This is a genomic window from Streptomyces sp. NPDC057010 (assembly GCF_042673805.1).
In the GTDB taxonomy this organism is placed as follows: domain Bacteria; phylum Actinomycetota; class Actinomycetes; order Streptomycetales; family Streptomycetaceae; genus Streptomyces.
Genome location: NZ_JBHUSC010000019.1, coordinates 24,449 through 37,589, shown reverse-complemented (window position 1 = coordinate 37,589; position 13,141 = coordinate 24,449). Strand labels below are relative to the sequence as shown.

The window sequence follows — 13,141 nt, the reverse complement described above, 5'->3', positions numbered from 1 at the left end:
CCGCCCCCGGGTCCGCCGCCGCCTCCCAGCCCGGGCCCCGTGGCTGCGCCCTGCCCCCGCCGCGGCTGTGGCCGGCGGGGCTTGATGTGGCTGGGCTGGGTGGGTCCGTGCGGGCCAAGGATCGGGGCCTAGTCGGGGCCGTCCTCCAGGAAGTCGCTCTTTGCGATCAGGTAGGCCAGCTGGGCGCGGCTGCGGCTGCCGAAGAGTTCGGCGGCCCAGCGCATGTGGTTGGCGACGCTGCGGGTGCTCATGCCCAGGCGGGAGGCGATGGCCTCGTCGGTGTAGCCGTTGACCATGTGGCGCAGGATCGCGCGGCGGATGTCGTCCGTGAGGAGGGGAGGCAGGCGGCTGCTCGGGAACTTGTGCAGGGGAGAGGCGCGCTGCCAGGCGTGGTCGAAGATGCCGACCAGGTAGCGGACCACTCCGGGGTGCTCGATGACCAGGGCGATCTCGCTCCGTACCGAGCTGGGGTCGGGGACGAAGGCGATCTTGCGGTCGCAGACGATCAGCCGGTCGAAGACCTCGTCCAGGGTGCGGACCTCGCCGCCCGCCTGGGAGATCTGCTCCACGTACGCCAGCGTGGGCTGGTGCGAGCGGATGGTGTGCTGGTAGATGGTCCGCTGGCGGATGCCACGGCCCAGCGCGGTGAGGTCGCTCGCGAGGGCCTTGTCGAGGAGTTCCTGCGGGCGCCCGCCGCCGGGCTGGGCGGTCAGGAGTTCCTCCTGGCAGGCGTGAACGGCCGCGGAGAGGGTCGCGCTGATGGCGCCCGCGCCCTGGACCACCCGGATCAGGTGCGAGTTGCCCTGGCCGTAGCTGTCCAAATAGATCTCCTGCGCGCGGGAGATCGAGGTGCGGACGGCGGCCAGTGCGTTCTTCTTCTCCTCGATGTCCTGTTCCAGGCGGTCCATGCGGGCTCCGGCGGCCAGCCGCGGCGGTATCGGCGCGAGGGTGCCGTTCGGCAGGCGCTGGACAAGCCCCAGGTCAAGCAGGCACGGGGGACAGTCACCGGACGTGGCTCGGCCCTGCAGGGAGTCCGAGTAGTACTGGAGCCCGTCTGCGCAGATCTCGACCTTGCGATCTTCTGCGGTTCTGTCCGTTCCCGTGCACATTTTTCCACCCTGCTGGTTTCCGCATTGCACGATCATCCTGCCTGATTTCCGCTGCCTGAAGGGCAATGGCCACGCATGATTTCGGCGGGGAACCAACGACAGGTCTATACCTCGCAGATCCATCGATCCAGGAAGCAAGGTACGAAAATGATCAAGAAGTCTCTCGGTCTCGCCCTCGCCGCGCTTGCCCTTGCCGCTGTCGCCGCGGCCGGTGTCGCCACGGCCTCCGCCCCCGACCGGACGGTCGTGGCCGGGGACTCCCAGTGGGGCGCCCCCACCCCGCGGACCACCGTGGCGGACGACTCCCAGTGGGGCTGATCCCCCTCCCGAACACCACCCCTGACCGCCAGGGGTGTCCGGCGCGCACCGGCCGGCCGACCCCCGCCTGAGGGGCCGCCGATCCGCAGGGCGGGCCACTCACCAACGCTCCCGCAGATCTCGGAGGTCCATTCGTGCTGCCCGAAGCACCGCACGGAACGTCGCACAGTGGTCACACCTGGTATCCGGCCACCCGGGTGCAGCAAGGCATCTGGGTCCTGGACCGGGACGAGCTGCTGAGGCCCACCCAGCTGGTGCCCACGGTCGTGGAGTTCACCGGGCCGGTGGACCACGGGCTGCTGGTCTCCGCGGTCGGGCGGTCCCTCGCGCGGCACCCCTCGCTGCGGGCGCGCTTCCGGCTCGACGTGAAGCGGCGCCAGGTCGAGTACCGGACCGACGGCCCGCCGGCCGAGGCCGGCTTCCTCGACGCGGCCGCCGAGGGCTGGAGCGAGGAGGAAGTCGACCGTCTCGTACGGGCGCTGTGCGTCACGCCCTTCGACCTGGCGAAGGACGCCCCCGCCCGCGCCGAGATCATCCGGACCGGGCCGGAGCGCACCCTCCTCGTGCTGAACGCGCACCACATCGTCGTCGACGGGGTCTCGCGCACGATGCTCCTGGAGGAGGTCCGCGACATCTACCGGGCCGGCCTCGAAGGCGTCGAACCGGTGCTGAGCGACCCGCCGCACCCGGCGGCCGTCGTCGCCGACCGCACCCCCGAAGAGATCGCCGAGCAGGTACGGGAGGTCGTCGACCGGCTGCGGGGCGCGCCGGCGGACGTCACCCTGCCCTTCACCCGCCTCGCCCACGAGGGGGCAGAGGCCTCGCTGCTCGGCGCGACCCTGGCCCTGTCCCTCGACGAGGAGACCACCGCGCGGGTCATGGACGTGGCCGCGCAGGAGGGCTGCACGCCCTTCATGCTGGGTGTCGCCCTGCTCGCCGCCACCCTCGCCCGCACCGGCCCGCAGCGCGACTTCCTCATCGCCTTCGCCTGGCCCGGCCGCGACGACCCCGCCACCGCCGACGTCATCGGGATGTTCATGACGACCGTGGTGTTGCGGGCCACGCTGGAGCCGGGGGACACCTGGCGCGATCTGCTGGGCGGCGTACGGATGAACGGCATGGAGGCCTTCGTCGACAGCGACGTGCCCCTCGACGCCGTATCCGCCGCTCTCAACCCGGACCGCAACGTCCTGTGGCCGCCGCTGTCGCCGGTCCTGGTCAACCTCGACGAGGCCCCGCGGTCCCTGGAGCTGGCACCGGGCGTACCGGCCCGACTGCGCCCGCTCGACCCCATGTTCATCAAGTACGACCTGGCCATGTTCGTCCGGCTGGAGGACACCGCCGAGGGGCGGCGCCTGGCGCTGTCCCTGGACTACCCGGTCAACGTCTTCGGCCACACCGACGTCTCGCGCTTCCTCAACGCTCTGCGGCACAGCGCCGCGGACCTCGCCACCTTCCCGGAGAATCCCGTGCTCGAAGAGTCCGTAACCGCCACCGCCACCGCCCTCGCCGCCCCGGACCTGGAAGACCCGGCCGCGCGCCTCGAACTCGTCCGCTCCATCTGGCGCGAGGTCCTGGAGACCGACGAGGTCGACGACGACGCCAGCTTCTTCGAGTCCGGCGGCGACTCCCTGCTCCTGGTGCTCCTCGTCGAGCGCCTCGGCCAGGTCTCCGGCCGCGAGGTCCGCACCATGGACCTCTTCCGCAACCCGACCGTCAGCGGCCAGGCCGAGCTCATCGCGGGCGCCGCCGAGCCCGCCGCGGCCGCCGCCGGCACCGACCGGGCCGCCCTGCTGAACGCCGCCCGCTCCCAGGGCGCCGAGGCCGCCCGATGACGCCCGGAACGCTGGCCGCCGAGATCCTGGGGATCCCGGAGGGGCCCGACGCGTTCGACACGGAGAGCTTCATCTCCCTCGGCGGCGACTCCCTGCGCGCCATGCGCCTGGCCGCCGTCCTGGAGGAGCGCCTCGCGCTGCGCGTCCCGATCCTCGAACTGCTCGGCGGCGCCCCGCTCGCCGAGGTGCTGGCCGCCGCCGTGCCCGCCGCCCCCGCGGCGGACGGGCCCGGGCAGGCCCCGGCCCCCGGCGCCGAGCAGGCGCTCACCCCCGCCCAGCGCGGCATGTGGCTGATGGAGCGGGTCGCCGGGGGTTCCCCGTACAACCTGGTCTTCCGCTGCTTCATCGAGGACGGCCGGCTCGACCGCGACCTGTTCACCAAGGCCCTCGCCGCCACCGCCGCCCGCCACGAGGGGCTGCGCAGCGTCTTCCGCGAGGCCGCCGACGACGTGGTCCAGGAGATCCTGCCCGCCTACACGCCCGAACTCGCCGAGTTCACCTACGACGGGCCCGCCGAGGCCTTCGAGGGCCACGTCCGCCGGGCCGGCGCCGAACTCGGCCGGCTCCCCTTCGACCTGGCGGCCGAACCCGCCTACCGCTTCGCCCACTACGGCTCCGGCGCGCAGGGCGACGAGCGCTCCGCCGTCGTCCTCGTCGCGCACCACATGGTCCTCGACGGGTTCGCCGTCGGCTACCTGCTGCGCGAGGTCTTCGAGACGTACGCCGAGATCGGCGACGAGCAGCAGCACGCAGACCGGGCCCCCCGCGACCCCGGCACCCCCCTGTCGGCGCTCACCCGCCGCCAGGAGGAGACCCGCTCCCGCGGCGCCTGGGACGAGCAGGCCGAGTTCTGGAAGCAGCACCTCGACGGTGTCCCCTCCATCCTCGAACTCCCCGCCGACCGCCAGCGCCCCTCCGTCCAGGACGGCGCGGGCGACCGGCTCGGCCTGGACCTCGGCCCGGCCACGACCGAGCTCGTCACCCGGCAGGCCCGCGGGCTGGGCATCACCCCGTACTCCTTCCTGCTCGGCGCCTTCGGCCTGACCCTCAGCCGCCTCAGCGGCAGCCGCAGGCTCCTGGTGGGCGTGCCGCTGCTGGGCCGCGGCGCCTCCGAGCTGCAGCGGCTGATCGCCGTCGCCGGCAACCTCGTACCGGTCCGCATCGACGTGGACGACGACGCCCCCGTCGGCGACTACCTGCGCGCCGTGCACCACAGCCTCGGCGCCGCCATCGACGCCGGCGACCTGCCCTTCGAGGAGCTGGTGGCCCGCCTCGGCACCGAGCGCAGCCTCGGCTGCCACCCGCTGGTCCAGGTCTGCTTCGGCATGCACGACCAGCTCGTGCCGCGCGAACTGACCGCCGGACCGCTGCGCGTACGCGTGGAGGAGGGCCACGGCGGCGGCTCGCAGTTCGACCTCACCATGCTCATCGGCCACGCCGACCCCTCGCTCGCCGGGCACGTCGAATACGCGACCAGCGTCTGGAACGAGACCGAGGCCCAGTCCTTCGTCTCCGACTTCCGCGCCGCCGTCGAGCAGCTCGCCGCCGCCCCCGAGGCGCGGCTGGAGGACATCCGCTGCATCTCCCACGAGGGCCGCGCGCTCCTCGACGAGATCAACGAGAGCGGCCGGGACTTCCCCGCCACCTCCCTCGACGCCCTCTTCCGCGAGGTGGCCGCCCGCCGCCCGGGCGCCGTCGCCGTCCGCGACGCCTCGCACACCCTGACCTACGGGCAGCTGGCCGCGGCCGCCGCCGAACAGGCCCGGCTGCTGCGCGCCGCCGGAGTGGGCCCGGGCGACCGGGTGCTCGTCGGTGTCGAGCGGTCGGTCGCCGAGGCCGTCGCCGTGCTCGGCGTGCAGTGGGCGGGCGCCGCGTACGTCGGCATCGACCCCGCCCTGCCCGACACCCACCTCGCCCGGATCCTGGAGCGGGCCCGGCCCGCCGCCGCGCTGACCGGCCCGGTCGACGCGCCGACCGCGCAGCGCTTCGCCGGACTGGGCGCGCCCGCCGTGGCCACCTGGGAGCCGGACTGGCGGCCGGCGGAGGCGGATGCGGATGCGGACGCGGTTGCGACGCCGCCCGCGGACCCCTCCCGCCTCGCCTACGTCGCGTTCACCTCCGGCTCGACCGGGCAGCCCAAGGGCGTGTGCGTACCGCACCGCGCGGTGATCCGCCTGGTCCACGAGGCGGGCTACGTCCGGCTCGGCGAGGGCGAGCGGATGCTGCGGCTCTCCCCGCTCTCCTTCGACGCCTCCACCCTGGAGCTGTGGGGCGCGCTGCTGACCGGCGCCTCCCTGGAGGTCCACCCGGCGGGCCTGGCCTCGCCCACCGAGCTCGGCGCCTTCCTGAAGGAGCGCCAGATCACCGTGGCCTGGCTGACGGCCGGACTCTTCCGGCTGGTCGAGGAGTTCGCCCCGGACTCCCTGGGCGGCCTGCGCCAGCTGCTCACCGGCGGCGACGTGGTTCCGCACGAGCACACCGCCCGCGTGCTCTCCCGCCACCCCGACATCATCATCACCAACGGATACGGGCCGACCGAGAACACCACCTTCACCACCACCCACTCCGTGGCACGCGCCGCGGACGTGGACGGTCCGCTGCCCATCGGCCGCCCGGTCCCCGGCACCCGCGTGTACGTACTGGACGCGCGCCGCCGCCAGCTCCCGCCCGGCGCGGTCGGCGAGCTGTACACCGGCGGCGAGGGCCTGGCCGACGGCTACCTCGGCGACGAGGCCGAGACGGCCCGCTCGTTCGGGCAGCTCTCGCCGGACGTCGACGAGCGGCTCTACCGCACCGGCGACCTGGTACGGATAGACACCCGCGGCCGGATCCGCTTCCTGGGCCGCGCCGACGACCAGGTCAAGCTCCGCGGCTACCGGGTCGAGCTGAGCGCGATCAGCGACGTGCTGGCCGAGCACCCCGAGGTGCAGGACGCCGTCGTCCTCGTCACCGACGGGGACAGCGCCGAGAAGCGCCTCGTCGCCGCGGTGGTCCTCGCCGACGGCGCGGCCGCGGACGCGGTCGCCCTGCGCGACCTGCTCAAGGAGCGGCTGCCGTCCTACATGGTGCCGACCCTGTGGGCCGTGGTGGACCGGCTGCCGGTGACCGCCAACGGCAAGGTGGACCGGCGCGCGCTCGCCGCGGTGGCCGGACCGGCGCGGCGTGCGGCCGCCCCCGTGGCGGCTGCTGCTGTGCCGGAGCCCGTCGCCGAGGCGGCCGGGGCGCCCGCCGGCCCCGGCCTCGACGAGCGCATCGCCGAGCTGTTCGCCGAGGTCATCGAGAGCCCGGAGCCCGTCACCGGGGTCACCGCCGAGACCGACTTCTTCATGGTGGGCGGCAACTCGCTGGGCGCCGTACGGCTGATGCGCAAGGTGAAGCAGGAGCTGGGCGCCTCCGTCCGGCTGCGGGACTTCCTGTTGTCCCCCACCCCTGCCGGGCTGCGCGCGCTCATCGAGAAGGCCGCCGTCTGATGGCCCGTACCGCGGCTGCGGTCCCGCCGCCGTCCCTCGCGGACGGCGTGCGGGCCCCGGAGTGGGACGAAGGGCTGGACTGCTGGGTCGTGGCCGACCCCCGCCTGGCCCAGCAGGTCCTCAACCACCCCGGATTCGCCTCCGGGACCTTCGAGCGCTCCTTCCAGCTCTACATGACGGACGCGGCCCGCGCCGAGTACCGGGAGCTCACCGAGTTCCTGCGGCTGTGGTTCGTCCAGGCCGACGCCCCCGAGCACATGGCGCTGCGCCGGCCCGTCCAGCGGATGCTGTCCGCCTCCTACGTGCGTTCCCTCGCCCCGAAGATCGAGGAGATCACCGACGAGTGCCTCGACGACCTCGCGGCCGGGCGTCCGTACGACGTCATGCCGCCGGTGGCCGACGGGATCTCCGGCAAGGTGATGGCCCACGTGGTCGGGCTGGACCTGCCGCCCACCGTGCTGCACCGGTGGTCGCGGACGCTGTCGCTGTTCATCGGCGCCATGTACCGGCGCGACCACGCGCTGGCCGCCCACCGGGTCATGGTGGAGATGTCCGAGGCGCTGGCCGGCGCGCGGGCGCTGGAGGGCTTCCCGACCGACACCGAGGAGGACCGGGCGCGGACCACCGCGACCTGGGCCATGTGCCTCTTCGGGGGCCTGGAGACCACCGCGTCCCTGCTCGGCTCCACCGTGCTCACCGCGCTCGGCGACCGCGCGCTGTGGGACGCGGTGTGCCGGGAGGTGCCGGGGGCGGTCGAGGACCTCGTCGAATCCGTCCTGGTGAGCCGGCCGCCGCTGCGCCACCTGGGGCGGGTGGCCGCGTACGACCAGGAGTTCGCCGGCGTGCAGCTGAGCGAGGGCGACCTCGTCCTGGTCAGCCTCACCGGTGAGAACCCGCTGAACGACGAGGCCGCTGAAGCCGACACCGGCGCACCGGCCGCCGTCTGCCCGGTGACGGGTGCGAGCGCCGCCGGTACGGACACGGGCGCCAAGGCGGCCGGCGGCGGGTCGGAGCGGCACCTGATCTTCGGACACGGACCGCACTACTGCGTCGGCGCCCCGCTGGCCCGTCTGGAGGCGGCCATCCTGCTGCGCCGCCTCGCCCGGCGGTTCCCGCACGCCCGACTGGCCGAGGAAGCCGCCGTATGGGGGCCCAACCTCAGCTACGTGGGCCTCGACCACCTCTACGTCGACCTGGCCGGAGACGCCTGATGCACTCCTCTCCCGCAACCCCCGTGACCCCGGTGACAGAACACGCCGTCGCCGTCGTCGGCATGGCCTGCCGGCTGCCCGGCGCACGCGACGTCCGCGCGTTCTGGTCGATGCTCCGCGCCGGCCGGGACGGCATCAGCCGCCCCGGGCGCGAGGAACTGCTCGCGCTCGGCGCGGACCCGGAGTACGTGGGCCGGGAGAACTTCGTCGCCGCCATGGGAGTCATCGAGGACTCCCGCCGCTTCGACTGGCGGTACTTCCGCTACAGCCGGGCGGAGGCGGCGGCGATGGACCCGCAGCAGCGGGTCTTCCTGGAGTGTGCGGCGACGGCCGTCGACGATGCGGGCATCGACCCGACCCGGTTCCGCGGCCGGGTCGGCGTCTACGCGGGGGCCGACCGCGCGGGCGCGGGCAGGAACGATTCCGCACTGGGTGAACTGGCCCGGTACATCGGGCGGGAGAAGGACTTCGTCGCGACCCGCGTGGCCTACAAACTGGGGCTGCGCGGGCCCGCGATCACCGTGCAGACGGCCTGCTCGACCTCGCTGACCGCCGTGCACCTCGCGGTCCGCGCGCTGCTGGGCGGCGAGTGCGACGCGGCCCTCGCGGGCGGTGTCACGGTGATGCCGCAGGGCGAGTGGGGCTACCTGTTCGAACCCGGCGGCATCCTCGCGGCGGACGGGCACTGCCGCCCCTTCGACGCACTCGCGGGCGGGACCGTGCCCAGCGAAGGCGTCGGCGTGGTCGTCCTCAAGCGGCTCGCCGACGCGGTACGGGACGGCGACCGGATCTCCGCGGTCATCGCGGGCACCGCCGTCAACAACGACGGCGCCGACAAGATGGCGTACACCGCGCCGTCCGCGAGCGGCCAGAGCGAGGTGATCCGCGCGGCGCTGGAGACGGCGGGGCTGGCCCCCACCGCGATCGGCCACGTGGAGGCGCACGGCACCGCGACCCGGCTGGGCGACCCCATCGAGGTCCAGGCGCTGAGCGAGGTCTTCGGCGCCGCCACGGACGAGACCGGCTGGTGCGCGCTCGGCGCGGTCAAGGGCAACATCGGCCACACCGGCGCGGCGGCGGGCGTCACCGGGCTCATCAAGACGGCGCTGATGCTGGAGCACGGGGAGCTCGTCCCGACCGTGCACTACACCAGCCCCAACCCGCTGCTGGAGCTGGACCGTTCCCCCTTCCGCGTCGCCGCCGAGCGCCGGCCGTGGCCGGTACGGGAGGACGGGGCGCCGCGCGCGGCCGCCGTCAGCTCCTTCGGCGTCGGCGGGACCAACGCGCACGCCGTCCTGACTTCGGCCCCCGACCGCGCCGTGCGACCGGCCGGGGCCCGGAGCCGGTCGGGGGCGTACGCCGGTCCGCACCTGCTGCCGCTGTCGGGCGCGACCCCGGCGGCGCTCGCCCGCCTGGGCCAGGACCTCGCCGAACGGTTCGCCGGGCCCGGCGCGGACGGGGCTGCGGCCGCCACGCCTGCCGCGCCCGGGGCCGCCGCGCCCGAGATTGCCGGGGCCGTGCGGACCCTGGCCGGGCGGCGTGTGCACAAGCACCGGCAGGCCGTGGTCGTCCAGGACAGCGCCGCGCACGTCGCCGAGGCGCTGCGGGCCGCGGCCGGCCGGAGCGCCACCGACACCGCCGCACGGCGGACCCTCGGCAAGGTGGCCTTCCTCTTCCCCGGCCAGGGCACCCTCAAGGACGCCGCGGGCGAGGCCGCCCACCGGCTGCTGCCCGGTTTCCGCGCGGCCTTCGAGGAGGTCCGCAAGGTCGCCGCCGACGACTGCGGCGTCGACCTCACCCCCCTGATCACCCCGGTGATCACCCCGGTGACCGCGCCCGACGGCGCGGAGGACTGGTTCGCCGACACCGTCCACCAGCAACTGGGCCTCTTCGCCCTCGGGTTCGCCTTCGGTACGCAACTGCGGGAATGGGGCGTCAAGCCCGCCGCCATGCTCGGCAACAGCATCGGCGAGTACGCGGCCGCCGCCCTCGCCGAGGTGTGGACCCTCCCGGACGCGGTCGGCGTGGTCCACCTGCGGGCCCGCGCGATGCGCGACGCCGAACCGGGCCGCATGGCCGTCGTCGGCGCCCCGGCCGAAGAGGTCGGGCCCCGGCTGCCCGCCGGCTGCGGCGTCACCGTCGCCGTCCGCGGCAACGGCACCGTCGTACTGTCCGGCAGCGAACCGGCCATGGACGAACTCCTCGCGGGGGACGCCCTCCAGGGGCTGCGCGTCACCCCCGTACACACCCGGCGGGCCTTCCACTCGCCGGCCATGGACCCGGCAGCCGAGGCGGTGCGGGCACATCTGTCGTCGATGCCCTCCCGCCCGCCACGGCTGCCGTACATCTCCAACACCACCGGCGACTGGGCCGACCCGGACACGGCCGGCGCGCCGCAGACCTGGGCCGCGCACCTGCGCGAGCCGGTGCTGCTCGACGCGGGCACCGCCACGCTGCTGGCCTCCGGCTGCACCACCTTCGTGGAGCTCGGCCCGGGCGGGTCGATGACCGGCTCGCTGCGCGTGGCACCCGGCTGGAACCCCGCCCACACCACGGTGCGCCTGGCCCCGGGCGGCCGCACCGACGCCGACACCGGGCTGCTCGAAGCCCTCGGCGCGCTCTGGGAACTCGGCGTGGACCGGGCGCTGGAGACCGTGCACGAGACGCGGTACGCCGACGAGCAGGACCGCCCGGCGCGCTGCTCCCTCCCGGGCCACCCGTTCCTGGGCGAGGACCCGGAGGAGGCCGTCGCCGTACGCCCCTCCCGTACGGAGCCCGCCCCCGCGGCAGCTCCCCGTACGACCGCACCCGTCCCGGCCGCGGGGAGCGGAACCGGGGCGCTGCGCGCCGTCCTCGAAGACGCGTGGTGCCGGACCCTCGGGGTCGCTGCCGTCACCGACGAGGACGACTTCTTCACCCTCGGCGGGGAGTCGCTCCTCGCGCTCGCGCTGACCACCGCCGTACGGGAGCGCACCGGCGCCGAGGTGTCGGTCACCGAGTTCTCCCTGGCGGGCACCTTCGCCGGGCTGACCGGCCTCGTCGAGCGGCAGCTGCCCGCGGCGCCCGCCGCCGGCGCGGTGGCCGCCACGCCCCGCCCGGCCGCGCCGGTCACCCTGCGCGCGGGGAACGGCCGCCCCGTCTTCCTCGTCTCCGACGCGAGCGGCAACGCCCTGCCCTACCGGGCCCTGGCCGCGCTGATCGCACCGGAGGGCGACCGCCCGGTCCTGGCGCTGGAACAGCACGCCCAGATCGGGCGCGGCGGCTTCCGCCCCATCGAGGACATCGCCGCCGCCCACGTCGCCGCCCTGCTGCACGCCCAGCCGACCGGCCCCCTCACCCTCGGCGGCTGGTCCTTCGGCGCCGTCGTCGCCCACGAGACGGCCCGCCAACTCGCCCTCCAGGGGCGGGAGGTGGACCTGCTGATTGCGCTGGACGGCTACGTGCCCGACACCGGGCGGCTGCCCGTCGCCGCGGCCCCCGACTTCCTGCTCGGCGGGGTGCGGGCCGGCCTCGACGCCCTGCTCCAGGTCGGCCCGCTGGCCGCCCTGCACCGCCGCAGCCCCGAGCTGCGCCGCCGGTTCCTCGCCGGCCAGGCCGCCGTGCTCGGCTACCGGCCGCGCGCCGTGGCCTGCCCCGCCGTGCTCTTCAAGGCGGACGGCGACCCGGCGCGCGCCGCCCGGCTCCGCACCCGGCTGGCCGGGCTCTACCCGGCGGGCCTGCGGGTGCTGCCGGTGGGCGGGAACCACTGGTCGATGCTCACGCCGCCGCACGTCGGCCCACTCGCCGCGCTCATCAGTGACGCACTGCCGGCCGAGATCCGGTCCGCAACCCACAAGGAGAGGAAGCACCCATGACGGTCTCGGAGAAGCCGCCCGGTACGGAGGCGGCCCCGCAGGAGGCGCCGGCCGCCCCGGAGAAGCCGCTGCTGCGCAACAAGGACTTCCAGTTCCTGTGGACCAGCGAGGCGTTCGCCGCGATGGCCAAGGAGACGGCGGAGGTCGCCTACCCGCTGCTCATCCTGGCGACCACCGGCTCCGCCTTCTACGCGGGCGCGGTCGGCTCCGCCCAGCTGATCACCACCAGCGTCATGTCCATCGTCGGCGGCACCCTCGCCGACCGGATGGACCGCCGGCTGCTGCTGATCGCCTGCAACCTCGTACGGGTGGCGCTGCTCGGCCTGTTCTGCCTGATCATCTTCGCCGACCAGGTGAACTACCCCGTCGTCTTCGGCATCGCCGTCGGATCCGCGGTGTGCCTGGGCATCTCCAACCCGACCGGGCTCGCCGTCATCAAGCAGCTCGTCCCGCCCTCCCAGCTCACCCAGGCCACCGCCCAGAACCAGATCCGCTACTTCGCGGCCACCATGGGCGGCCCGCCGATCGGCGGCTCCCTCTTCGGCGTCGCGCGGGCGTTCCCCTTCCTGAGCGCCGCGATCGGCTTCCTCGTCTCCACCGTGCTGATGCTCTTCATCCGCAAGCCGCTCAAGGTGGAGCAGGCGGCTCCGGGGGAGAAGCGCAACACCGCCGAGGGCTTCCGCATCCTGGCCGGACAGCCGGTCCTGCGCCTCCTGATCCTCTGGATCATGGGCTCGAACATGGCGTTCACCCACTCCGGCGTCTTCCTGGCGCTGATCGCCACCGCCGAGAGCCGCGGCGCCTCCTCCACCTTCACCGGCATGCTGCTGTCCATCGCCGGCATCGGCGGCCTGGTCGGCTCCCTCATCGCCGGCCCCGTCATGAAGAAGGTCCGCCCCTCCACGCTCTTCCTGGCCGCCGCCTGGATCGGCCCGGTCGCCGCGATCCTGCTGGCGAACGTCTCCGGCCTGATCCCGCTCGGCCTGATCGTCGCCTGCGTCTTCCTGCGCGGCCCGATCACCAGCGCGCTGTTCCTCGCCTACCTCGCGGCGATGGTCCCCGACAAGGCGCAGGGCCGCGTCCTCGGCGCGGTGATGTTCATGTCGATGATCGCCGCCCCGGTCGGCGTGTTCCTGATCGGCACCATCTTCGACCAGGCCGGTCCCATCTGGGTGTTCACCACCATGGCCGTGATCTCCGGCCTGGCCGCCCTGCCCACCCTCAGCCCGCGCATCCGCAAGCTCGCACCCCCGGAGGCGTACACGGACACCGCGGCCACCGCGGCGACCGCGGACCCGGCCGACGCCTCCGACGCCCCCGGCGCCCAGACCAAGTAAGGAGACT

The 13,141-nt window shown here is 74.4% G+C and carries 7 protein-coding genes; 6 read left to right on the top strand and 1 reads right to left on the bottom strand.

The genetic code is table 11. From position 1 onward, the window contains the following. Positions 1–128 precede the first annotated feature (128 nt). Positions 129–908 (bottom strand): LuxR C-terminal-related transcriptional regulator, encoded by a 780-nt coding sequence (locus tag ACFTXQ_RS18150; RefSeq protein WP_382641861.1) that lies wholly within the window; start codon positions 906–908, stop codon positions 129–131. Between the two features lie 348 nt (positions 909–1,256). Here ACFTXQ_RS18150 and ACFTXQ_RS18145 point away from each other — a divergent pair, with 348 nt between their 5' ends. From ACFTXQ_RS18145 to ACFTXQ_RS18120, 6 genes are all read left to right on the top strand, one after another. Next, a complete protein-coding gene (locus tag ACFTXQ_RS18145; protein ID WP_382641859.1) occupies positions 1,257–1,427 on the top strand; it encodes a hypothetical protein in 171 nt (56 codons plus the stop codon). 134 nt (positions 1,428–1,561) lie between these two features. Further along, a complete protein-coding gene (locus ACFTXQ_RS18140) occupies positions 1,562–3,262 on the top strand; it encodes a condensation domain-containing protein (RefSeq protein ID WP_382641858.1) in 1,701 nt (566 codons plus the stop codon). After that, positions 3,259–6,732 carry an amino acid adenylation domain-containing protein gene (locus ACFTXQ_RS18135; RefSeq protein ID WP_382641856.1) on the top strand — a complete coding sequence of 1,158 codons (3,474 nt, stop codon included), beginning with the start codon at positions 3,259–3,261 and terminating at the stop codon, positions 6,730–6,732. The genes ACFTXQ_RS18140 and ACFTXQ_RS18135 overlap by 4 nt, the downstream gene beginning before the upstream one ends. Continuing rightward, on the top strand, positions 6,732–7,943 hold the full coding sequence (locus ACFTXQ_RS18130) for a cytochrome P450 (RefSeq protein WP_382641854.1): 1,212 nt from the start codon (positions 6,732–6,734) through the stop codon (positions 7,941–7,943). Before ACFTXQ_RS18135 ends, ACFTXQ_RS18130 begins: the two co-directional genes overlap by 1 nt. Before the next feature lie 32 nt (positions 7,944–7,975). Beyond that, the gene (locus tag ACFTXQ_RS18125; protein WP_382641852.1) at positions 7,976–11,797 is read left to right on the top strand and encodes a type I polyketide synthase; all 3,822 of its coding nucleotides are present in this window, start codon (positions 7,976–7,978) and stop codon (positions 11,795–11,797) included. Then, positions 11,794–13,134 (top strand): MFS transporter, encoded by a 1,341-nt coding sequence (locus tag ACFTXQ_RS18120; protein WP_382641850.1) that lies wholly within the window; start codon positions 11,794–11,796, stop codon positions 13,132–13,134. Before ACFTXQ_RS18125 ends, ACFTXQ_RS18120 begins: the two co-directional genes overlap by 4 nt. The last annotated feature ends 7 nt before the right edge of the window (positions 13,135–13,141 follow it).